Source organism: Laceyella sediminis (genome assembly GCF_003003125.1).
Taxonomy (GTDB): Bacteria; Bacillota; Bacilli; order Thermoactinomycetales; family Thermoactinomycetaceae; genus Laceyella; species Laceyella tengchongensis.
In genome coordinates, this window is sequence record NZ_PVTZ01000002.1 from 198,124 (window position 1) to 220,883 (window position 22,760).

General features: G+C 52.6%; 26 protein-coding genes and 1 pseudogene. 1 reads left to right on the plus strand and 26 read right to left on the minus strand.

Annotation, left to right across the window (positions count from 1 at the left end):
• Nucleotides 1-2 precede the first annotated feature (2 nt).
• From nuoH to prfA, 26 genes and pseudogenes are all read right to left on the minus strand, one after another.
• Nucleotides 3-977, minus strand: a complete 975-nt coding sequence (nuoH, locus tag CLV36_RS03750; RefSeq protein WP_102993639.1) for an NADH-quinone oxidoreductase subunit NuoH — start codon at nucleotides 975-977, stop codon at nucleotides 3-5.
• On the minus strand, nucleotides 977-2,077 hold the full coding sequence (locus CLV36_RS03755; protein WP_146130591.1) for an NADH-quinone oxidoreductase subunit D: 1,101 nt from the start codon (nucleotides 2,075-2,077) through the stop codon (nucleotides 977-979). Before CLV36_RS03755 ends, nuoH begins: the two co-directional genes overlap by 1 nt.
• Before the next feature lie 3 nt (nucleotides 2,078-2,080).
• Nucleotides 2,081-2,800 carry an NADH-quinone oxidoreductase subunit C gene (locus tag CLV36_RS03760; protein WP_106341796.1) on the minus strand — a complete coding sequence of 240 codons (720 nt, stop codon included), beginning with the start codon at nucleotides 2,798-2,800 and terminating at the stop codon, nucleotides 2,081-2,083.
• Complete coding sequence (locus CLV36_RS03765) at nucleotides 2,797-3,315, minus strand: NuoB/complex I 20 kDa subunit family protein (RefSeq protein WP_022737391.1); 519 nt, start codon at nucleotides 3,313-3,315, stop codon at nucleotides 2,797-2,799. The genes CLV36_RS03760 and CLV36_RS03765 overlap by 4 nt, the downstream gene beginning before the upstream one ends.
• Nucleotides 3,306-3,680 carry an NADH-quinone oxidoreductase subunit A gene (locus CLV36_RS03770; RefSeq protein ID WP_102993643.1) on the minus strand — a complete coding sequence of 125 codons (375 nt, stop codon included), beginning with the start codon at nucleotides 3,678-3,680 and terminating at the stop codon, nucleotides 3,306-3,308. The genes CLV36_RS03765 and CLV36_RS03770 overlap by 10 nt, the downstream gene beginning before the upstream one ends.
• Before the next feature lie 805 nt (nucleotides 3,681-4,485).
• A pseudogene (atpC, locus tag CLV36_RS03775) lies at nucleotides 4,486-4,731 on the minus strand (ATP synthase F1 subunit epsilon); the annotation flags it as partial.
• 154 nt (nucleotides 4,732-4,885) lie between these two features.
• Nucleotides 4,886-6,286 carry a F0F1 ATP synthase subunit beta gene (gene atpD, locus CLV36_RS03780; protein WP_022737388.1) on the minus strand — a complete coding sequence of 467 codons (1,401 nt, stop codon included), beginning with the start codon at nucleotides 6,284-6,286 and terminating at the stop codon, nucleotides 4,886-4,888.
• Between the two features lie 87 nt (nucleotides 6,287-6,373).
• Complete coding sequence (atpG, locus tag CLV36_RS03785) at nucleotides 6,374-7,246, minus strand: ATP synthase F1 subunit gamma (RefSeq protein ID WP_022737387.1); 873 nt, start codon at nucleotides 7,244-7,246, stop codon at nucleotides 6,374-6,376.
• A gap of 100 nt (nucleotides 7,247-7,346) precedes the next feature.
• Complete coding sequence (atpA, locus tag CLV36_RS03790) at nucleotides 7,347-8,861, minus strand: F0F1 ATP synthase subunit alpha (RefSeq protein WP_102993644.1); 1,515 nt, start codon at nucleotides 8,859-8,861, stop codon at nucleotides 7,347-7,349.
• A gap of 33 nt (nucleotides 8,862-8,894) precedes the next feature.
• Complete coding sequence (locus CLV36_RS03795; RefSeq protein ID WP_102993645.1) at nucleotides 8,895-9,440, minus strand: F0F1 ATP synthase subunit delta; 546 nt, start codon at nucleotides 9,438-9,440, stop codon at nucleotides 8,895-8,897.
• Nucleotides 9,437-9,925 (minus strand): F0F1 ATP synthase subunit B, encoded by a 489-nt coding sequence (atpF, locus tag CLV36_RS03800; protein ID WP_022737384.1) that lies wholly within the window; start codon nucleotides 9,923-9,925, stop codon nucleotides 9,437-9,439. The genes CLV36_RS03795 and atpF overlap by 4 nt, the downstream gene beginning before the upstream one ends.
• 119 nt (nucleotides 9,926-10,044) lie before the next feature.
• The gene (gene atpE / locus CLV36_RS03805) at nucleotides 10,045-10,272 is read right to left on the minus strand and encodes a F0F1 ATP synthase subunit C (RefSeq protein ID WP_022737383.1); all 228 of its coding nucleotides are present in this window, start codon (nucleotides 10,270-10,272) and stop codon (nucleotides 10,045-10,047) included.
• A gap of 44 nt (nucleotides 10,273-10,316) precedes the next feature.
• On the minus strand, nucleotides 10,317-11,096 hold the full coding sequence (atpB, locus tag CLV36_RS03810; protein WP_022737382.1) for a F0F1 ATP synthase subunit A: 780 nt from the start codon (nucleotides 11,094-11,096) through the stop codon (nucleotides 10,317-10,319).
• A 10-nt stretch (nucleotides 11,097-11,106) separates the two neighbouring features.
• Nucleotides 11,107-11,502, minus strand: a complete 396-nt coding sequence (locus CLV36_RS03815) for an ATP synthase subunit I (protein ID WP_022737381.1) — start codon at nucleotides 11,500-11,502, stop codon at nucleotides 11,107-11,109.
• 7 nt (nucleotides 11,503-11,509) lie between these two features.
• Nucleotides 11,510-11,725 (minus strand): AtpZ/AtpI family protein, encoded by a 216-nt coding sequence (locus CLV36_RS03820; RefSeq protein ID WP_102993646.1) that lies wholly within the window; start codon nucleotides 11,723-11,725, stop codon nucleotides 11,510-11,512.
• Nucleotides 11,726-12,173: 448 nt separating this feature from the next.
• Nucleotides 12,174-12,803, minus strand: coding sequence for a uracil phosphoribosyltransferase (gene upp / locus CLV36_RS03825; protein ID WP_106341797.1), 630 nt, complete (start codon nucleotides 12,801-12,803; stop codon nucleotides 12,174-12,176).
• Between the two features lie 266 nt (nucleotides 12,804-13,069).
• Nucleotides 13,070-14,311: a serine hydroxymethyltransferase gene (locus CLV36_RS03830; protein ID WP_102993648.1), complete on the minus strand. Its 1,242-nt coding sequence runs from the start codon at nucleotides 14,309-14,311 to the stop codon at nucleotides 13,070-13,072.
• 64 nt (nucleotides 14,312-14,375) lie between these two features.
• Nucleotides 14,376-14,936, minus strand: a complete 561-nt coding sequence (locus CLV36_RS03835; protein ID WP_102993927.1) for a TIGR01440 family protein — start codon at nucleotides 14,934-14,936, stop codon at nucleotides 14,376-14,378.
• Nucleotides 14,937-14,941: 5 nt separating this feature from the next.
• Nucleotides 14,942-15,391: a ribose 5-phosphate isomerase B gene (gene rpiB / locus CLV36_RS03840; protein WP_022737376.1), complete on the minus strand. Its 450-nt coding sequence runs from the start codon at nucleotides 15,389-15,391 to the stop codon at nucleotides 14,942-14,944.
• An 85-nt stretch (nucleotides 15,392-15,476) separates the two neighbouring features.
• Nucleotides 15,477-16,124 (minus strand): low molecular weight protein arginine phosphatase, encoded by a 648-nt coding sequence (locus tag CLV36_RS03845; protein ID WP_102993649.1) that lies wholly within the window; start codon nucleotides 16,122-16,124, stop codon nucleotides 15,477-15,479.
• Nucleotides 16,125-16,320: 196 nt separating this feature from the next.
• Nucleotides 16,321-16,884 carry a manganese efflux pump MntP gene (locus CLV36_RS03850; protein WP_106341798.1) on the minus strand — a complete coding sequence of 188 codons (564 nt, stop codon included), beginning with the start codon at nucleotides 16,882-16,884 and terminating at the stop codon, nucleotides 16,321-16,323.
• 156 nt (nucleotides 16,885-17,040) lie between these two features.
• Entirely contained in the window at nucleotides 17,041-18,096 is a 1,056-nt protein-coding gene (locus tag CLV36_RS03855) for an L-threonylcarbamoyladenylate synthase (protein WP_123827502.1), read from the minus strand.
• 104 nt (nucleotides 18,097-18,200) lie between these two features.
• A complete protein-coding gene (locus tag CLV36_RS03860; RefSeq protein WP_102993651.1) occupies nucleotides 18,201-18,665 on the minus strand; it encodes a GNAT family N-acetyltransferase in 465 nt (154 codons plus the stop codon).
• Between the two features lie 117 nt (nucleotides 18,666-18,782).
• A complete protein-coding gene (gene spoIIR / locus CLV36_RS03865) occupies nucleotides 18,783-19,415 on the minus strand; it encodes a stage II sporulation protein R (RefSeq protein WP_102993652.1) in 633 nt (210 codons plus the stop codon).
• Nucleotides 19,416-19,488: 73 nt separating this feature from the next.
• Nucleotides 19,489-20,370: a peptide chain release factor N(5)-glutamine methyltransferase gene (gene prmC, locus CLV36_RS03870; RefSeq protein WP_102993929.1), complete on the minus strand. Its 882-nt coding sequence runs from the start codon at nucleotides 20,368-20,370 to the stop codon at nucleotides 19,489-19,491.
• 26 nt (nucleotides 20,371-20,396) lie between these two features.
• Nucleotides 20,397-21,467 carry a peptide chain release factor 1 gene (gene prfA / locus CLV36_RS03875; RefSeq protein ID WP_102993653.1) on the minus strand — a complete coding sequence of 357 codons (1,071 nt, stop codon included), beginning with the start codon at nucleotides 21,465-21,467 and terminating at the stop codon, nucleotides 20,397-20,399.
• Nucleotides 21,468-21,684: 217 nt separating this feature from the next.
• On the opposite strand from prfA, the gene CLV36_RS03880 reads away from it, so the two are divergent.
• On the plus strand, nucleotides 21,685-22,737 hold the full coding sequence (locus CLV36_RS03880) for a CPBP family intramembrane glutamic endopeptidase (RefSeq protein ID WP_102993654.1): 1,053 nt from the start codon (nucleotides 21,685-21,687) through the stop codon (nucleotides 22,735-22,737).
• The last annotated feature ends 23 nt before the right edge of the window (nucleotides 22,738-22,760 follow it).

Sequence of the window (22,760 nt, forward strand, 5' to 3'; positions counted from 1 at the left end):
GTTCAATAGAATTTCCCCAAGAAGGGGACTTCTTTTAACAGCGCCGTCACCAGTATGTTCAACAGTGCCAGCGGCAACAATACTTTCCAAGCGAATTGCATCAGCTGGTCGACACGAATCCGCGGGAACGTCCCTCTCAACCAGATGAGGAAGAATACGATAAACCCGAATTTCAACACAAACCACACGATCGGTGGGATAAAAGTAAGGCCGAACGGCGCATTCCAGCCTCCCAGATAAAGCACAGTGGTCAAAGAAGCCATCGCAAACATGTACACATATTCCGTCAACATGAAGAAGGCGAAGCGGAATCCCGAATATTCCACATGATAACCGGCCACCAACTCCGACTCCGCTTCCGGGAGGTCAAACGGGGTTCGGTTCAATTCCGAGATGGAAGCGATCAAAAAGACGACGAACCCGATCGCCTGCGGGAAGATGAACCAGACCTCTTTTTGCGCTTCCACAATCTCGTTCAGGTTGAGCGATCCCACAGTCATGATGATGCCCACCACTGACATCACCAGCGGAATCTCATAACTGATCATTTGCGCCGCAGAACGCATCCCGCCTAAAAGCGCGTATTTGTTATTTGAAGACCAACCGCCGACCAAGATCGCAATGATGGTAACGCTGGACAAGGCCAGATAATACAAAAGTCCCACCGCAAAATCGGCAAATTGGATGGTGTCGGTGAAAGGAATCACCGCCAGGATGGCAAACGCCGGAATAAACGCCAGCGCAGGGGCGAGCTTAAACAGGGCCAAATCCGCCTTTTTCGGTGTGACATCCTCTTTGAGAAGCAGTTTGAGCACGTCAGCGACGGTCTGCAACAGCCCCCACGGCCCCACACGATTGGGCCCGATGCGGCCTTGTATCCATCCAAGCACTTTCCGCTCAAAAAAGATTGCGTATGTAACAAACCCCAACACGATCAAGAGCAAGATCACCGGACCCAGCACCAGCCACGGATTCATCAGCCGTCCACCTCCCCAAGCACGATGTCGATTCCGCCCAAGATGGCGACCAAGTTGGAGATGTTTTGGCCCCTTAACAACTCAGGCAAAATCTGCAAATTATAAAACGAAGGGCGTCGGAACTTCAGGCGCCAAGGCTTATCCTTGCCTTTGCTGACAATGTGGCAACCCAACTCTCCCCGCGGCGACTCGATCCCCACGTAAACCTCACCTTCCGGTACCCGAAGCACACGTGGTACCTTGCCCATAATCTTGCCCTCAGCGGGAAACGCATTAACCGCCTGTTGCAAGATATTGAGCGACTCCACCACCTCATTCATGCGACACATGTACTTCTCATACAAGTCACCCGTTTTGCCCACAGGCACATTAAATGTGAACCGATCATAGATCGAATACGGCTGTTTTTTGCGAAGGTCCCAATCGACACCCGTCACCCGCAAATTGGCACCGGACAACCCGTAATCTAATGCCATCTTGCGGTCATAAACGCCGATTCCTTTGGTGCGTTGCTTGAAGATCTCATTGCCAGAAATCAACCCATGGTACTCCACCATCTGTTTTTGCATGTATTCGACAAAACTTCCCACTTTGTCAATCCATCCAGGGGGTGCATCCCATTTCACGCCGCCCACACGCATGTAGTTGTAGGTGAGCCGCGCTCCGCATAATTCATTAAACAAATCCAAAATCTGTTCGCGGTCGCGGAATGCGTATAAAAACGGGCTTAACGCTCCGATGTCCAACAGGTAGGTTCCCATCCAGACCAAATGGCTGGCGATGCGGTTCAGTTCCATCACGATCACGCGCAAAAACTCCGCCCGCTCAGGGACTTCCAAACCCATCAACTGTTCGGTCGCATGTACGATCGCATAGTTGTTGGTCATCGCCGACACATAATCGAGACGGTCAGTGTACGGAATGATTTGCGTATAATTCAAATCCTCAGCCAACTTTTCCGTTCCACGGTGCAAATAACCGATCACCGGCTCCGCGTCCACAATGGCTTCCCCGTCGATTTTAACCACCAAGCGCAGCACCCCGTGTGTGCTCGGGTGTTGCGGGCCGACGTTCAATAACATCTCTTCCGTTCGAAGCAAGGGTCACACCTCCTTATCCAGCGGTTCATAATCTTTGCGAAGTGGATGACCGACCCAATCGTCCGGGAGCAAGATGCGCCGCAAATCGGAATGATCGGTGAAATGTATTCCCATCAAGTCATACGCCTCACGCTCATTCCAACCAGCCGCAGCCCACACATGGGAAACGGTCGGTAACACCGCTTCCTCCCGGTCCACCTTGACGCGGACGGCCACTTGATGTTGGTGTGCAAACGATACCAGCTGATAACACACTTCCAGATGCGTCTCATAATCCACACTAGAGAGATTGCGCATATAATCAAACGCCAGCGCCTCGTCTTCTTTCAAGTATCGGGCAACTTCGCTCCAATGTGCCCGATCGATTACCAAGGTGGGGATATGCCCGCTGGGGCGGTTGATATATGCCTCCACCACCGCTTCCGGATGGCAACCCTCCTTGATTCGGGCGACAAACTGTTCCAGCAACGGCTGCATCGGAGAGGGTTCCTCCGGTTTCTTTTCTTCCGCTTTCTTGGCTCCGGCCGGACGAGGTCTAGCGCCGGACGCCGGTCGGGCTCGCCCTGTCGGAGTCGCCTTGGCTTTCCCTTGGGCCTCTTCTCCGGTCTTCCCCCCAGCGGCGGGAGCACCTTTATCCGCATTGGCTTCGGTCCCCTTGGCTTCCATCTCGCTCATGCCTTGGCCGGTTTCCGGTTTCTTGTTTTTGTCCCCTTGTTCACTCATTGACTGGTCACCCTCTTCCCATGCTTGGCCTCATAGCGAATCTTCTCCTGCAATTTGTGGATGCCGTAGATCAATGCCGCCGGATTGGGTGGGCAACCGGGGATGTATACGTCCACAGGCACGATCTGATCGACTCCCTTTACCACAGCGTACGATTTGACGTAAGGTCCACCTGCCGTCGCGCAGGAACCCATGGCGATCACCCATTTGGGCTCAGGCATCTGATCATAGAGCCGGCGCAACAAGGGGGCCATCTTTTTGGTGACAGTTCCCGCTACAATCATCACATCCGACTGACGGGGTGAAGCGCGGAAAAACACGCCAAAACGGTCTAGATCATAGTGCGAACCGCCCGTTCCCATCATCTCGATAGCACAGCAAGCAAGCCCGAATGTCAGAGGCCACATGGAGTTGGAGCGCGCCCAAGCCTTCACCTGCTCCAAGCTGGTGAACAAGACGTTTCTTTCCAACTCCTGTTGCTCAAACGGCGTCATCTGTTCAAAATTTACTCCCATTCCAACACCTTCTTTTTCCAAGCATAAGCCAAACCCAGCACCAGGAAGAAAATGAAGATCAACATTTCCACAAGAATAAATAGTCCCACATCCGAGCGAAGGACATCATAACTGACCGCCCACGGATACAGGAAAACAGCTTCCACATCAAATATCACAAACAGTAACGCAAACAAGTAGTACCGGACGTTGAACTGAACCCAGCTGTCACCCTTGGGATCAACACCGCTCTCATACGTGATCGCCTTATCGGGGGTGGGATTGTGCGGACGAAGCACGCGTCCCAGCGACAAGGCCACAATCGGCAACGCGATGCCGATCAAAAGGAAGATAGCGAGTTGCAAGTGGGTGGGATCAAGCGCCATATTTATCCCTCCTAGCGGAAAATGAAGGAGACGGATCTGTCATCCGTCTGTAAAAACGCTTACATCAATCAAATTCGGGCAGGGGATTCCGCCTAAAAAGCGCCCCGCGAACACTTCCCTCACTCCGAGGTTCCCCACGGGCCTGACAACCCCTCAGGGAAGCCTGCCACAGCATGTGATTCCCTTCTGCAACAGCGCAAAAAAAGGGGGGCACCCACCCTGCTCCAAAAAAAAGCAATCGCGCCTAACAAACCAAACGAACTTCACTCTGGACACCTTCTATGCCAGAGTGCGCCTGGTGAAGATGTCCGGCGGCGCAATACCTCATCCCTATTCACTTCACTTGCCCATCGGTGCTCATTGGGAAATGATGTTTCCGCCGCCTCACATGTGTCAATTGGACTTGTCAGACACACCACAACGTATCAGGCGCATTCATATATAAAACTTAAAGAGATACATAAAAAATAGCCCGTTTCTATTGTTTGATTATACAACACTTTCCTAATTGTGAGAAGGTTGACGAAAACGACGAAAAATTGTCCCATTTTCTACGTTGACGAAATGCTGTTTCTAGCCTGGGCCTGGTCACTCCTAACATAAGCGAATTTTCCCGCATTTATGCCGAAAGAAAAAGCGGAATGAACAGCAACCCTTGCCTTGGCCCCCTCTTTGCATTCATCATTACCTCAACAACGCCCGCGCCTCCCTATGTTTTCAGGGTAAAAAAAAGAGGACTTTAGCTTCACTAAAATCCCCTCCAATAGCACAGCGACTTCTTTAAGCGCCACGCCAATTATACGCCGGCCGACTTAGCTAAGATCGTCACTTTGTCAGGGCGCACTTCAATAAATCCGCCACTGACAGAAATGACCTCTTCTGAACCGTCTTTCTTAATTCGCACCGTATCCCCTTTGAGCGGGCTAACAAAGGGGGCGTGTTTTGGGAGAATCCCAACATCCCCATTGGCCGCACGGGTGATGACCATTTCTACTTGTTCTGAGTAGACGACCTTTTCAGGTGTCACAATGTCCAACTGAATTTTGCTCATGTGGGCGTCCTGCTACTCCCTCGGGTGTCATCTTGGTATCAGCCAAGCGACGTACCTTGTAGCAGTGATTCACCTCCCCATCTCGAGTTGAGGCTAGCTAAGAAAACTGCCTGGCAGAAACCCGATTCCTCTCCGCCAGGCAGAATGTTATGGTTTAACGGGTGTAACCCATCGATTTCGCTTTTTCGATCGCGTCGTCAATGGTTCCCACCATGTAGAACGCATCTTCTGGCAGATCGTCGTGTTTGCCTTCCAACAGCTCTTTGAAGCTGCGAACCGTTTCTTTCACAGGCACATACACACCTGGTTGGCCGGTGAATTGCTCAGCCACGTGGAAGTTTTGAGAAAGGAATTTCTCTACTTTCCGCGCACGGGCTACCAGTTGTTTGTCTTCATCAGACAACTCATCCATACCCAAGATCGCGATGATGTCTTGGAGTTCTTGGTAGCGTTGCAGGATTTGTTGCACGCCGCGAGCTACACGATAATGCTCTTCCCCGACTACATCTGGGGTCAGAATACGAGAAGTGGACGCCAATGGGTCTACCGCCGGATAGATCCCTTTTTGGGTCAGGCGGCGCTCCAAGTTGGTGGTTGCATCCAAGTGGGCAAAGGTGGTCGCCGGAGCCGGATCGGTGTAGTCGTCCGCCGGTACGTAGATCGCTTGCACCGATGTGATCGAACCGGTTTTGGTAGATGTGATCCGCTCTTGCAATTGACCCATTTCCGTAGCCAAGGTCGGTTGGTAACCTACCGCGGACGGCATGCGGCCCAACAACGCAGACACCTCAGAACCTGCTTGTGTAAAGCGGAAAATGTTGTCTACGAACAACAGCACGTCTTGCCCTTCGCTGTCACGGAAATGCTCAGCCATGGTCAAGCCAGTTAAAGCCACGCGCATCCGTGCACCCGGCGGCTCGTTCATCTGACCGAAGACCATCACCGTTTTGTTGATTACGCCAGAATCTTTCATCTCGTGGTACAGGTCGTTCCCTTCACGGGTACGCTCCCCTACCCCTGCGAATACAGACAAACCACCGTGCTCTTGGGCAACGTTGTTGATCAATTCTTGGATAAGTACGGTTTTCCCTACACCCGCACCACCAAACAGACCAATCTTACCCCCTTTTGCGTATGGGCAAAGCAAGTCAACGACTTTAATACCCGTTTCCAACATTTCCGCTTGGGTGGATTGATCCTCAAAGCTCGGTGCCGGACGGTGGATAGGCAGATACTCGTCTGAAACGACCGGACCCGCTTCGTCGATTGGTTCCCCCAATACGTTGAACACGCGTCCCAATCCCGGACGTCCCACCGGAACGCTGATCGGCTTACCTGTATCAACAGCTTCCATGCCGCGAACCAATCCGTCGGTGGAAGCCATCGCTACCGTACGAACAATATTGTCACCCAAGTGGATGGCAGCTTCTAACACCAGTTCACTTCCATCGTTACGTCTAACTTTAATCGCGTTATAAATCTCAGGCAATTGGCCGCTTTCAAATTGCACGTCCACAACCGGGCCCATTACCTGAAGCACACGTCCAGTGCTCATCTCGTTCCCTCCTTAAACTGCATTTGCATCTATCAAAACGGGATGGCCAACCCGCTAATCGTTGCTTCGTTCAAATCATCGCTTGTTCTATTCCAGCGCAGCTGCCCCACCGACGATCTCCGCAATCTCTTGCGTGATAGCCGCTTGCCGTGCCCGGTTGAATTGTAACTTCAGCGATTCGATCATTTCCGTAGCGTTGTCGGTCGCATTGCTCATCGCGTTCATCCGAGCGGCGTGTTCACTCGCTTTACCATCTAAAAGAGCGCTATAGATAAGTGCTTCTGCATAACTTGGAAGCAGAGTGGACAACACCTCTTCTTGGGATGGCTCATACTCATAAACGGTTTTTCCAGTTTGGCTGGACCCCGCCAAGTCATCCCCAGCCAGCGGCAACAAGCGTTTTTCCGTCGGACGCTGAACCACTGGGTTGACAAACTCATTGTACAAGAGGTACAGCTCATCAAACTTCTCTTCCGCATAGAAACGAACGGCTTGCTCCGCAATTTCTTTCACATCGGCAAACGTTGGCGAATCGGACAAGCCTGTCACTTCATTGATGACAGGGTAATTGCGTTTGCGTAGGAAATCGCGTCCCTTGCGCCCGATCACAAAGATCACGTATTCATCTTTGCTTTGGTGGCGCTTGCTCAGTGCAGACACCAGCATGCGCAATAGGTTTGAGTTGTAGCCGCCAGCTTGGCCACGGTCCGAAGTGATAATCAGATAACCGGTTTTTTTGATCGGACGGGAAACGAGCATCGGGTGATTGGCATTTGTCGTGCTTTGAGCGATGTTGATGATCACATCGCGCAACTTCTCCGCATATGGACGCGCCGCCTGCGCTTGCTCCTGTGCGCGGCGAAGTTTGGCCGCAGATACCAGTTTCAACGCTTTGGTCGTCTTTCTGATATCCTCTTTCGCTTTAATGCTCCGCTTAATGTCCCGCATCGATTGTCCCATGTGTTCACCGCCTTTCTGTTGCCGATCGTTCGTCGAGCCGCCGCTTTCTTACACGTGAGCGGCTCAACCGAGCGTCGGCAGTGAAAACTTGTCTTCCTGCTTAGTTAGATGCCACAAAACTTTTTTTGAACGCAGCAATCGCTTCGAGCAGTTTCTTCTCGTTGTCTTCCTTCAGCTCTTTCTTATCAACGATGTCTTTCAGCACATCTTGATGGTTCGCGTCAAGGAAAGCGTGGAACTCCGCTTCGAAACGGCGAACGTCTTCAACCGCGATCTCATCCAAATGGCCTTTGGTTACCAAGTAGAGGGACACCACTTGTTTCTCAACGGACAGCGGTTCATGCTCACCTTGCTTCAAGATTTCTACGACGCGTTTTCCGCGCTCCAGCTTCGCCATGGTCGCTTTATCCAGGTCAGAACCGAATTGTGCGAACGCCGCCAACTCGTAGTATTGGGACAAGTCCAGACGCAATGTACCGGACACTTTTTTCATCGCTTTGATTTGTGCAGATCCCCCTACGCGGGATACGGAAGTACCTACGTTTACCGCCGGGCGCACACCGGAGTGGAACAGGTTGGACTCCAGGAAGATTTGTCCGTCGGTGATGGAGATCACGTTCGTTGGGATGTAAGCAGAGATGTCACCCGCTTGGGTTTCAATGAACGGCAAGGCTGTCAACGATCCGCCACCGCGCTCATCGGAAAGTTTCGCTGCACGCTCCAAAAGGCGGGAGTGCAGGTAGAATACATCCCCAGGATACGCCTCACGGCCTGGCGGACGACGGAGCAACAAGGACAGCTCACGGTATGCAGCTGCTTGTTTGGACAGGTCATCGTATACGCAGAGTACATGTCCGCCGTTGTACATGAAGTATTCACCCATCGCACAACCCGCATACGGAGCCAGGAACAGCAGCGGAGCCGGGTCAGATGCGCCAGCGACGACGACGATGGTGTATTCAAGCGCACCAAAACGACGCAACTTCTCTACCACTTGCGCTACGGTAGAAGCCTTTTGGCCGATCGCCACGTAAACACAGACCATGTCCTTGCCTTTTTGGTTGATGATGGTATCAAGCGCCACCGAGGTTTTACCGGTTTGGCGGTCACCGATGATCAGCTCGCGCTGACCGCGGCCGATCGGAACCATGGAGTCAATCGCTTTGATCCCGGTTTGCAACGGCTCATGCACCGATTTACGGTCAATAACGCCAGGTGCTTCCGATTCGATCGGACGGAATTCAGTGGTTTCGATTGGACCTTTGCCGTCCAGTGGCTGGCCGAGCGGGTTTACAACGCGACCCAACAGCGCTTTACCCACTGGTACTTCCATCAGGCGACCCGTGCGTTTCACTTGGTCTCCTTCACGAATATCTTGATATGGGCCCAAGATAACGATACCTACGTGGTTTTCTTCCAAGTTCAGCGTCATACCCATCACACCATTGCTGAACTCAACCAGCTCACCAGCCATGGCATTTTGCAGGCCGTGCGCGCGGGCAATACCGTCCCCGACATTGATAACGGTGCCTACATCGGTCACTTCGACTTCGGCACGGTAATTTTTGATCTGCTCTTTAATAAGAGAGCTGATCTCTTCCGGTTTAATGCTCATAATGGTTCACCCCAATCTTTCCGTCTGTATGTTCTATCCGATTCTGCCCAGCTTCAACCCATCCTGAAAACGGGCCAACTTCGTCTTCAGGCTTCCGTCAAACAACCGGTCGCCCACTTGCACGATCACGCCGCCCAGGATGTCGGAATCCACTTTTTCGGTGATTTGAATCTTCTTGCCGATAATCGGTTCAAACGCTTTGACGATCTCCGCCTTATTCTCCTCAGTGAGGGGGAACGCGGTCGTCACTTGCGCTTCAGCAATCCCTCTCGCTTCGTTGGCCAACTCATTAAACGCTTGCGCCAGATCGAACACGATGTTCTCGCGGCGACGGTCAGCCAATACGTACAATAGGTTCTTCGTGTATTGGTTCACATCCGCGAACAGCTTGTCAAACACTTCACGCTTCTTGGCGGAGGAAGTGGAAGGATGGCCTAGCCACGCCACCAGCTCAGGGGAAGCGTTAAATGTTGCCGTCACTATTTTTAGATCTCGCTCCACGCCATCCAAGCATTTCTGTTCTTCGGCGACCTCAAACAATGCTTTGGCGTATCGCTTCGCTACTACCGAGCTGGTCATTGCACTCTGCCTACCTGCTCAAGGTAACGACCCACCAGCTCAGCTTGGGCTTTGCCATCCAGTTCTTTCTCGATCAACTTGGATGCGAGCTGAACGGACAGGGCACCCACTTCATCGCGCAAACTGGCAAGCGCTTTTTCTTTCTCGCGTTGAATTTCATTGGTCGCCTCTTTGATCATGCTCTCAGCGCGCTCTTGCGCTTTGGCGATGATCTCTTCCGCTTCACGCTCTTTTTGCGCTTTGGCGCGTTCGATGATCTCTTTCGCCTCTAGGCGGGCTTTTTCCAGCGCTTCGCGTTGCTCTTTGATGAGATCCTCCGCTTCTTTGCGGCTTTTCTCAGCAGCCTTGATCTGGCCGTCGATGTGCTCTTGACGTTGCCTCATGGTGTTCAGCATTGGACGAAGAGCGTATTTGGAAACGAGCAGCATTAAAATGATAAATGCGATAAGCTGGAATACCATCGTACCCCATTCAATACTTAACACTTGATTCACTCCCTTCAGACTTGCGGGAACTTGTGTATGCAAATTACGAATAAAAGGCTTAATCATAAGCAGACGGGGAATAGAAAAACATATTCCCCGTCATTGCATTGGTGAAGACATTAGCCGATGATGCCGAGTACAGCCATGATGCCGAAAGCAACAGCAATAATTGGCAACGCCTCTACCAAAGCGATCCCGATAAAGGTTTGGGTGAACAGCATGCCGCGAACTTCAGGTTGACGAGCAATCCCTTCCAGATAGCGTCCAAACACCCAAGCGTTACCAAATGCACCCGCGATAGCGGCAAAAGACAACATGATAGCACCAGCAATAATCGTCAAATCCATAATAAAATCCTCCTTAAAAATTAAATCGTTTTTTGAATCGTTGATTAATGATCGTCAGCCAACTTCTGTGACATGTATACAATGGCCAACACTGTAAATACGTACGCTTGCACCGTTCCGACAAAGACCGAGTACGCCAACCATACGATCAGCGGTGCTTCGGTCAAGAACCCGCCTTTGAGCAACACGATAATCAGAATCTCACCAGCAAAGATGTTCGCCCATAGACGCAAGCCGTGTGTGACAGGCTTGGCGACTTCATCGATGATGTGGAGCGGGAACATCCAGAAGAATGGTTGGAAATAATGGGATGCGTACTTCTTGGGTGACTTTCTGATGCCCAGGAAATGAGCAACAATCGTGATTGCTAAAGCCATCGCGATCGGCACGTTGATGTCAGCAGTCGGTGATTTCCACCAAGCGTAGGCGTTATGATGCTCCGCTTCCTTGCCCGCTTCACCATGATGCTCTCCCGCTGCTTCAATTCCCAGGAAAGGTATGGGTTCATGGTGTTCGGTCACCACGTTAAACATGAGTCCCATCTGATTCGCGATAAAAATGAACAAAAAGAGCGTGAAAGCAAAGCCATAAAAGCGTTCGCTTGTTTTGGCATCCATGTTGGAACGGACAATCCCCTGGGTGAACTCGATGATCATTTCCACAAAGTTTTGCATACCCGTCGGAACCATTGCCAAGCGGCGAGTGGCCAACATAGCGATGAGGAATACCAGGATGCAACAAATCGTCGTGGTGATCATCACAGTCACGTCCAGCTTTACTTGCAAACCCATTAAGTCAAACACTAGCTTTGGTGTTTTTTCCATGTATCCAGCTTCACCCCTTTCCTGACGTGGTTCGGAGTTTTCGAACCTCCCAAAACTCCAATACAATGATGAGTATATAGCAGATTGGCAACCCCACGACAATCGTGCGGACATCAAAATGCATTGGATATTTGAAAGCGACGAGTATCGCAAGGGCAACCATGAGATAACGATTGATCATGCCTGTTCCTCTGTGTCTGGTGGAACCAGTCGCTAAGGTCGTCTCTCCCGCCAGGCGCACTTTACGCGCCATGTACAAGACGTTATACAGACTGACCAACAAGCCAAGGCCTGCTCCAGCAACCATTTTCTTATACGGAGTAAGTAACCATAGGACTAAGAGTAACGCGAGGAATCCGGCTGTGAGGATCACCACTCGTCGGCGAATGGTATGCAATGGATCCATGAGGAGTTCATTCCTTCACAAATGCTTTCAAAGTGAAAAAAGCAGTGATAAAACCGCTTCCAAGCCCAACCAACACACCTGCGAGGAGCAAAAAAGGTTTGGTGCCCCACAAGGCATCCAATTTGTTCCCCACCCAAGCCCCGCCCACGGTCAACAACACGATCTCCGTGCCAATTGAACTGACCATCGCGGCAATGCGCCACAGATTCGTGTCATTTTTCATGAAAAACCCCCATATGTAGGAAGGATTTCAGAAAAGGGCAGACAGCTTCCGGTTGCTTGGAATTCGTTCGGAGAATCTTAGGAAAACTTCCCTTTCCCCTGCCTATAGTAACGAAGCCTCATCCTTTTTGTCAACGTTTTCTCAAAAACATATGTGACAAAAAAGTCGTTTTTTTGAAAAATGGCTTGCTGTTACTACATTTTTATGGGTTTTGACGCCGTCACAGAACAAGTTATTCACCATATCGCTATTGACATATGCACAGACGTTCTTCTCAACATGGCAACATAAACAACTCTAGATCCGATTGCTGATCCCCATGCTAGAGCGTGTCTAACAAGTCAAGTGGGTGCGTAGATGCGGCTTCAACCCCCTAAGGTCGCTCATGCGCGGGGCGCAGGCAAACGCATGTTGCGAGTTGACCGCGGGCCCCGGCGCCGCCTTGTTATTATTTGGTGCCGAACAGCCGATCTCCTGCATCACCCAATCCTGGGATGATATAACTTTTTTCGTCCAGCTTCTCATCAATGGCTGCCACATAAATGTCTACATCCGGATGATCTTTTTGCACTCTGTCCACACCTTCCGGCGCCGCGATCAGGCACATCAGCTTGATCTGTTTCGCGCCCATTTCCTTCAGGATGCGAATCCCGGCTGATGCCGATCCCCCCGTAGCCAGCATCGGGTCGATCACGATCAGTTCCCGTTCACCGATATCGGATGGCATTTTTGAATAGTACTGCACTGGCTCCAACGTCTCCGGATCGCGATACAGGCCGAGATGCCCCACTTTGGCAGCTGGGATCAATTTCAAAATGCCGTCCACCATGCCCAATCCTGCACGCAGAATCGGCACTAGCCCCAGCTTTTTCCCTTCCAAGACTTTGCACTTCGCCTTGGCTACTGGCGTTTCCACTTCCACTTCTCGAAGCGGCATATCCCTTGTGATCTCATAAGCCATCAGTGCGGAAACTTCATCCACCAACTCGCGGAATTCTTTGGTTCCGGTGTGCTTGTCCCGAATAAATGTGAGCTTGTGCTGGATAAGTGGATGATCGAATACATAAACATTCCCCATGTTAACGCCCTTCTTTCTGTCTTGAATGTCTTCGATTTTTGTTCCCATGATAGTTAACCATAAGGTTCCCCGCGAGACAACCTTTTCTTAGATTATTATTGCCACATGTTGGGTTAAATTTCCCACGGCGCAAAAAAAGCCCTAGCAGAGGGCGCTTCGGGGATGGATCATAACGAACCAAGCGGTTTTCACCGCGCTTCGTTACCTGCCTACACACGCGAAAACCCCGAGAGCACTTGGCTCCCGGGGCTAGCTGCTCCGCTTTTTTATTTGTTCGGGTACAGAGGATATGCACCTGTCAATTTGGCTACACGTTGTTTCGCTTCTTCATGCTTCGCTTGGTCTTCAGGGTGCTTCAGGGTCAGAGCGATGATCGCAGCGATCTCTTCCATCGCTTCCACACCCATGCCACGGCTGGTGACCGCCGCCGTCCCGATGCGGATTCCGCTGGTGACAAACGGTTTTTCCGGATCGAATGGAATCGCGTTTTTATTGCAGGTGATGCCCACTTCATCCAAGAGATGCTCCGCTTTTTTACCTGTCAAGCCCAAGTTGCGGACATCGATGAGCACCAGGTGGTTGTCGGTGCCGCCAGAAATGAGTTCAAGGCCGTGCCCTTTGAGCGATTCAGCCAAGCGTTCGGCGTTGTCCACCACTGCTTGGGAATAAGACTTGAACTCATCGGACAGCGCTTCGCCGAGGGCGACAGCTTTTGCGGCGATGATATGCATGAGTGGCCCGCCTTGGACACCGGGGAAGATCGATTTGTCGATCGCTTTGGCAAATTCTTCTTTGCAAAGGATCATCCCGCCGCGTGGGCCGCGCAATGTCTTATGGGTGGTGGTTGTCACAAAGTCAGCATACGGCACAGGGTTTGGGTGATGGCCCGTCGCCACGAGGCCGGCGATGTGAGCCATATCCACCATCAACCGCGCCCCCACTTCGTCGGCAATCTCTCTGAAGCGGGCGAAATCAATTTGGCGCGGATAGGCGCTCGCCCCAGCCACAATCAACTTCGGTTTGTGCTCAAGTGCCATCTGGCGCACTTCTTCATAGTTGATTCGATGTGTCTCTTTATCAACGCCGTATGCAACGAATTTATACAGCTGGCCGGAGAAGTTGACCGGGCTACCATGGGTCAAATGGCCGCCGTGCGCCAAGTTCATGCCCAATACGGTGTCACCTGGTTCCAACACCGCAAAGTACACAGCCATATTGGCTTGCGCACCTGAATGAGGCTGCACATTGGCGTGATCGGCGCCAAACAGCTGTTTCGCCCGTTCCCGCGCCAGTTCTTCCACCACATCCACGTGTTCGCAACCGCCATAATAACGCTTGCCAGGATATCCTTCAGCATATTTATTGGTCAATACCGTCCCCATCGCTTCCATCACCGCTTCGGAAACGAAATTTTCAGAAGCGATGAGTTCGATCTTGTCCCGTTGGCGGCGCAACTCCTTGGTAATTGCCTCAGCCACTTGTGGGTCTTTCCGCTTTAACTGTTCCATTCAACCTGCCCCCTCGAATAAAAAACTTAACATTCCAATCCTCATTTTAACAGATCTTTCGTTTTTAAGGAGACACTTTTTCAATTTCCCGTACATAAACCGCCCGTGCGCCACCAATTAGCTTTGGACGGGTTTTGGCCATGGTCACATGCGCGCCGCCGATCGTTTTCCGCCCAGGACGAACCGGCACAGCTACCGGCTTGAGATGCATGCCGATGAGGGTGTCACCGATGTCGATCCCAGCATCGGCTTGAATCGATTCCACCAACACCGCGTCAGCTAGATGCCGAAAGGCATAAGCGGCCATCGCGCCGCCTGCTTGACGGACAGGTACCACCATCACTTCCTGCCAACCAAACCGCTCTGCCACCGCGCGCTCGACGACAAGAGCTCGATTCAGGTGTTCGCAACATTGAAAAGCCAAATGAAAACCGGCTTCTTGTTGTACCTCCCGCACGCCGGCGAACAAAGCCGCGGCAATCTCTTCACTCCCTTGCGAACCGATCCGTTGCCCAGCCACTTCGCTAGTGCTCACTCCCAAGACCACCACATGCTTGTCCGTCAAACCGGCTTCCGCCACCAGCTCGCGCATGGCATCTTTCACTTCTGCGGACAGCCGTTCCATTCCGTTCACGACTGGAGAGCCCCTTCCAATTCGTGGATTTTTTGCACGCGGCGGGCATGCCGATCCCCTTGGAATTCAGAAGTTAACCACACTCGCACGATCGAGCGGGCCAAATCAGGGCCAACAACGCGCTCCCCAAGGGCCAAAATGTTGGCGTTGTTGTGTTCGCGGCTCATGCGGGCGGAAAACTCATCGCTCACCACTGCACAGCGAATGCCTTTGACTTTGTTAGCGGCGATGGACATGCCAATACCGGTTCCACAGATCAGGATACCCAAGTCATATTCGCCGCTAGCCACCTTTTCCGCGACCGGGCGTGCATAATCTGGATAATCGACAGAAGTCGCACAGTCACAGCCAACATCGCTGTAATGGATGCCCATTTCATCCAGCAAATCCTTGATTTCTTGCTTCAACCGAAGGCCACCGTGGTCGGAGCCAAGTAGTATACGCATGTTTATTCCTCCTTTGGAAACATCCATCCCCAGTATAACGCAGTGCTTCCCCTGCTGGCGCTTTGAATTGGGCGTTCCTTTCCGGTCATTCCCTCCATTTGGTCACAATCGCCTCGATCGCCGCCTCGATCTCCCCAGCGCACGCCCGGTATTCTTCTACCGATCCGCCATAGGGGTCGGCGATGTCCTGCTGAAATGCCATCTGTTTCAATTCCAGCAATAGCCGTTCTTCCTCAGCCAATAGCGGGCCCACTTCTTTCATCCACGCTTCTTCTGCTTCTTTGGGCCAAGGCTCGTCCGCTTTGAGTGAAAACCTGCTTTGTACCGCCGCCCGATGACTTTCCATCTCCGCATATAACCGATCCAACGCTTGATGTACCGAAACCTGCTCTGAACCGCCGAAAGCGTATTCTTTTAACGTGAAAATTTTGTCCACGCTCTCGGGGAAATCGTGGATGATAAACGCTTTGTGCTGCGCGGTCATCGTCAAGATCACATCGGCCCACGCCACCAACTCCTTGCACAGCGGGGTTGATGCGTGGCGATGAGCGATCCCCTTCTCTTCCAACACCTGGGTCGCCTGCTCCGACGCCGCGGCTCCGTCCAACGCCGATATCCCAGCCGATTTCACATCCACATCCAGCCGCTCCCGCTCAACCCACTTCCGCAACAGCGCTTCGGCCATCGGGCTTCGGCATGTGTTTCCTGTACAGACAAACAACACCTTACGCACATTTATTCACCTCGCTTCCACCTATTCTCGCACGCCCGGGGGCAACCGGACATCTCATTTCGGCCATCGCGCCAGCGCCTTTTTTGCGTCCCGCGTCTCTTTGCCGACGAGACTAGTGGATAAACTTATTTTAATTAAAAATAAACATCCTTATCATCTACTTTACTCAAAGGAATATTTTGGGGCAATAGGGGGCTTATATCATAAATTTGCATCCCAAGTAGATAAGGATCATTCCGCCGATCACCTCGCCATAGGTGCCAATCCATCCCCCCATGAATCTCCCCAGTACCAGCCCGATCCCGGTCATGGCAAAGCTGAACAAACCAAACAACAACAAGGCCAACCATATATCCGCATCGAACAGCCCCAGACTGAGGCCAGCCGACAAAGAGTCTAAACTTACGCTGAGCGAAAAAAGCAGGATACTTCCCCATGAGGAGATGCGAAAGCGCTCATCCTCTTCCCCTTCCCTGATCACATGCCACAGCATGGATAGGCCCAAAAAGCACAGCATTCCGCCCCCCACCATGACTGCGACATCTTTCATCACTTTGCCCAGCAACTGCCCGATCGCCATGCCGATGAGCGGCATCAACACATGGAAAAAACCGACGGATGCGCTCAACTTGGAAATGGTACCGACCGCGGGCCGTTTCGTGCCCATGCCGACGCCAAATGAAAATGCATCTGTCCCCATCGCAAGGGCGATCATGGAGAGGGTGAACAGCTGCCCCCATTCCACAGTCGTCAGCGGCATATCCGCACCTCCCGTCCAAGTCCTCGTCTCATGGTATGCCCTCGTCCAAGAAAAAAGAACTGACGGGATGAGGGACTCAGCGCGCCTCCAACGACAGGGGGCCATTTGGCTCCCCTAAGAATAGACAAAAAGCCAGACGACTCATCCGTCTGGCTTTTACTTACGCAAATCGAGTGTTTTCCCTGCCGCCGCTTTGGCCAAGCGGTTCATTACTGACCGGTATATCCCCTCCTCAGGGAAGGTCTCGGCGAAGATGACATCCACCTGCTGCTCATCAAACTCCCGCAATGCATGGTACAATCCGCGAGCCACGCTGAGCGGGTCCCGGCGCCATCCACAGCGAACAATCACATCCGCCGTAACAAGGTCGCTGTGTTCCTCGGTCACCAACAGCCCCACCCGGTGCCCTTGTCCCTGCTGACGGCTGATTTCACGTTGTAGCGCCTCTTTCACTTCTGCCCAAGGCTCCCGTACCAGCCACACGTCCCCTTCCGGCGCATAATGGCGGTACTTCATCCCTGGCGAGCGCGGAGACTCATCGTCACGAACCAAGCCGGGGTCCACCTCCACTGTACCGACTGCCGCTTGCAACTGCTCCAACGTCACCCCGCCCGGGCGCAACAGGACAGGCACTTCCCCTGTCACATCGACAACCGTTGACTCCAAGCCGTACCCGGTCGCGCCTCCGTCAAGGATCAGGGCTACTTTTCCCCGCAGGTCATCCCACACATGAAGAGCTTCCGTGGGGCTGGGGCGCCCTGAGCGGTTAGCGCTGGGGGCCGCAACGGGAATCCCCGTTTCCAACAGCAACGCCTGAGCAAGCGGATGATCCGGCACCCGCACCGCAACAGTGGGCAAACCGGCGGTCACATTGGACGCCAAGTTGCCTCTGTGTCGAAAAACCATCGTCAGCGGGCCGGGCCAAAACCGGCGGGCCAATTCGGCGGCGATGGGCGGAATGGACTCCACCCAGTCACCCACCTGCTCCACCGCTCCCAAGTGAATGATGAGCGGATTGTCTGAGGGGCGCCCTTTGGCTTTGTAAATGCTGGACACCGCGTCCGCAGAGGTGGCGATCGCTCCCAATCCGTAAACCGTTTCCGTCGGAAAAGCGACCAATCCCCCTCGCTTGAGGATGTTGGCCGCCTCCTGAATCTCCGCCCTACCGCGCAATTCCTCGATTCCCTTTCCCTCATCAACCACCCGACTCAAGCGTGTCTCTATCCATTCCACAATCCATTCTCCTTTTCCTCATCCGCTGTCACATCTGTCCACCTATCTTAACACAATAGAGCAAAGAATTCAGACACCGGTCGTCATTGCTGATGGGAAGGGACGCAGGAGAACACCATCGCCGTTCCTTGGTTCCGGGATCGTTCCACATGTTCGGATTCCCGGATATCCGCCGGCAATTCGTCAAACGCAATTTCGGAAAAACCCAATTGGGTGAAAAATTCCTGGGAAGCGCCCGCTAACAGATACACATGCGACAAGCGCAGTTTGCTCGCATAGGACAGAAGGATTTGGATCATGTTCATGCCCACTTTGGTGTTCCACGGCGCCCGCTCCAACACAAACGAACGCAACAACCCATACTTTCCGTGAACCTCCATGCCTACCGCCCCGGCCAATTGCGGTGTCTCTCCCTCATCCGTGGGCATTTCCACCACAAAAAAATGATCGATATGCTCATCAATTCCTCTATCATTGAGTCCGGCTTCCCTCAACAATTTGCGCACTTGAAAGACGTCTCGCTCAATGGCTCGTCGTATCACGAACATACAACCTTGCCCCCTGTCTCGCTTGTCCTACAATATGACGGTATGACAGGGGGTAAACGCGTAGAACAAAAATCGGTAGAGCAAAGCGCTCTATGTTAGGATATCCTCTTTCTACGCTCATTTTTTCAACAGCTTATCCAACAGGAAAAACCGCACTTGGATTTTCTCTTCTTTAGGTTGCGCCGGTTGGGTCGGTTCTAGCGAAGCGGACAACGACTCCGGGGGTGGCTCCACCGCGTCACCGTTGCTCATGTCGATAAAGCATAAAGGCGGAAACAGCACACACCACCAATTTTCCCCTTCTCCTCGCCCGATCGTAACACGCAACGCTTCATAATTGCCGGCCGGATATACCTTTTCTCCATACAGCTTAGTCGGGAACGGCACGCGCCCAAAATCGACTTTGACCGGATAATCAAATCCATGTTGGGCGACAGTGCGTTCGGCCAATGCCTGAAAACGGGGCAAACGGGATCGAATCAACTGCCGGGCTTCACCGATGTCGCCCGGTTGCTCGGCCCAAGTCTCAATCTCTTTCACCAGTTCATCCCGCACTTTGCGCTTCAACCACTGATCCCGCAGCTGGTCGCTGTTAGCCAAAATGCGTAACCGTATCGCTTGTTCTGGAATCCCCTTTTCCGGATGATCCGGCGCCTGGCGGCCGGAGACCACTGCGGACGATTCCGCGCGAACAAAAGAACATAAGATAAAACCGCTCAACAAAAATAAAAAAATAGTCCGTTTGCACATCTAAATCCTCCCCCTTGTCCTTACCCAAAGTATGGACAGGGGGGCAACCCGTTTATACATGTTTTTGTAATTTTCACCCTACTGCAGAACGCCACCCGACGACGATTCGATCTAGGCCAGCCAAATCTTGTTTTACCGTCACTTCTTGGCAGACATTGCCCAAAAGCTCTGCCACCGCGCGCCCCTGGTCGGCCCCGATCTCAAAGCAGATCAGCTTCGGACCCGCTTTCACCGAAGCTAGGGCGCTCACCATGCGACGATAGGGAGATAGGCCGTCGTCGCCACCGTCTAAGGCAAGGTGTGGTTCAAAGTCGCGCACTTGCCGCTCCAGCTCATAAACCGTCTGAGACGGAATATACGGCGGGTTAGAGACCAGAATATCGATGTCGGATAGTCCTGCCCCCACCGGCGCCAATAAGTCGCCCTGAAGCCAGCAGATTTGCTCTCTGACCCCATACCTCGCAGCATTCATCTGAGCCACTTCCAGTGCGGAGGCCGATAAGTCGATCGCCGTCAAATGCCATTGTGGCTTCTCCAGCGCCAATGTCACTGCAATCGCGCCACTGCCCGTCCCCACATCAACCACACGCAACGCATCCTCAGCAAAACGCCGCCCAGCCTCATCGATTACCGCTTCAATCAGCAATTCGGTTTCCGGCCGGGGGATGAGCACAGCCGGACTGACGTGGAACACCCTTCCGTAAAACTCCTGGTCACCCACAATGTATTGCAACGGCTCCCCCGCCGCCCGCCGCCTGAGCCATTCCTCCAGCTTTGTTGCCAAGTCCGCCGGAAACGGGTCAGACAAATGCATGAAAAATTGCGTTCGATCCAAGCCTACCAGACGCCGGATCAGCAATTCCGCCTCAAAATTTGCATTCTCTTCCGCCCCGTTGTCCTGCAAAAAAGAAGAAGCCCGGCGATAGGCTTCTCTCAGCGTATATTCCCTATGCATCCCACCGACTCCTTTGGCAAACTCGCTCACTGCGCCTCTTTGCTGAGCAGTTTCGTCTGTTCATGCAAAATCAGGGAATCAATCACTTCCTGCAAGTCACCATCCAAAATCAAATCGAGCTTGTGCAGGGTCAAGCCGATGCGGTGATCCGTCACCCTGCTTTGCGGATAGTTGTACGTGCGAATCCGCTCACTCCGGTCCCCGGTTCCAACCGCACTACGGCGAGCGTCGGCCAGCTTGGCGTTCTCTTCCTGTTGCTTGAGGTCATACAGCCGAGCCCGCAAAACCCGCATCGCTTTTTCCTTGTTGCTGTTCTGCGATTTCTCATCTTGGCAGGATACGACGATCCCCGTCGGAATATGCGTGATCCGCACCGCCGATTGCGTTGTGTTCACGCTTTGGCCGCCAGGGCCGCTCGAACAGAAGGTGTCAATCCGCAAATCTTTATCGTGGATTTCGATTTCCACCTCTTCCGCTTCTGGCAACACCGCCACCGTCGCCGTTGAGGTGTGAATCCGGCCGCCTGACTCCGTTTCCGGCACGCGCTGCACTCGGTGGGCGCCGCTTTCATACTTCAGCCGGCTGTAAGCGCCACGCCCCTGGATGGAAAAGACTACTTCCTTAAATCCGCCCAATCCCGTCGCATTGGCTTCCAACAGCTCCACTTTCCAACCTTGGCGTTCGGCGTAACGGGTGTACATCCGGTACAAGTTTGCCGCAAACAGCGCCGCCTCTTCCCCGCCGGCCGCACCACGGATCTCGACGATGACGTTTTTCTCGTCGTTGGGGTCCTTCGGCAACAGGAGGATCTTGATCCGTTCTTCCAACTCTTCTTTGCTCGCCGTCAATTCTTCGATCTCCGCCTTCACCAATTCGCGCATCTCATCATCCAGCTTTTCTTCCAACATCGCCTTTGCGTCGCGCAATTGTTCAACCACATTTTTATATTCTAGATACGCTTGATTTTTCTCTTCCAATCCCGATTGTTCCTTGGAATATTCCCGCAATTTCTTGCTATCGCTGATAACTTCGGGATCGCATAGCAAGCGGCTCAGTTCTTCATATCGCTGATGAATCGCCTCTAAACGATCTAACACAGTTCTCACTCCCACATATCATAAAATCGCCGACCCGTTGGAATATGGATGCGCTTTCCCACCCAACGCCAACGCCCATGCAGATCCGACTCTATAAACACGTTATTTGATTGTACCACATCCCGCACCTTTTTTGGAAGAAACCAAAGACACCGTTCCAATGATAATGTTATGATGATAGAAAATGACAGAAAAGTTAAAGGGAGAACACTGATACATGTACGAAGCACTTTCTGCAATCATTGAAAACCTGACCGTGTTTGGCCCGATCATCATCTTGTTCTACTTGGTCAATCTCGCCGAGCGTTCGCGCACACCAGAGCATCCGCGCGAAGGAAAAGAGTTCGCCTTGGTTCTTTATATGTTGATGGCTCTCGGTTTTGCCATCGTTTTTTTGCTCGGCCTTATCGCCCACTTCCAAGGCGGGCAGTTGGCACACACCCTCCAAGGCATCTATTCTGAACGCATCGTCAATCACTTTGCTAGCCAGCATGCATCCATCGGTATGAGCTTGTGGATTCCGTCCTTAGTAGGCATGCTCGTCTTCATCCCGTCGTTGCGCCGGTTCTTGGCCGGAAAGGTGTTGCCGATCGACCCTGCTCATCGGGTACATACGATGGCGTTATCTTTCAGCATGGTGGTCTGGGTTCAACTTTTCGTCACCGTCGCCATCGGACTCGGCCTGATCAATGACGCCACCGCACCAAACGTGGCAGCGTCCTATACGTTTGCCTCCATCTGGTCGCAAAACATTTTATTCGCCTTACTCGCCTTTATCGGAACAGGGTGGCTGACCCGCCGCAATGGGAAAGAAGTACTGGAGCGCCTTGGCGTGCGCCCTCTCACATTGAAACAAGTCCTTGCTGGGATCGGCATTGGCGCCGCGCTCACCCTGTTTCCAGCCTTGATGACATGGGTGGAAACCCTATTCGGACCGATCGTGGACCAAAATGTGAACGATCTGACCACCAAGATGCTAGGCCCCTTGTTCGATTCCATCCCCGGTGTGCTCACACTCGGATTGGCGGCCGCTTTGGGTGAAGAACTCATCTTCCGCGGAGCACTTTTGCCCCGCTTCGGCATCGTCTACACCAGCGTGTTGTTCGCTTTGATCCACACTAACTACGGGCTCAGCCTGTCCACCCTGATGATTTTCTTCGTGGCGCTGGCGTTGGCGTTTGCTCGCCTACGCGTCAACACTACGTTGAGCATGGTCATCCATGCAACCTACAATATCACCCTCGGCCTGCTCTATATGTTGGCTGGATAAGGGCCAAACGGCAAAAAATCTCA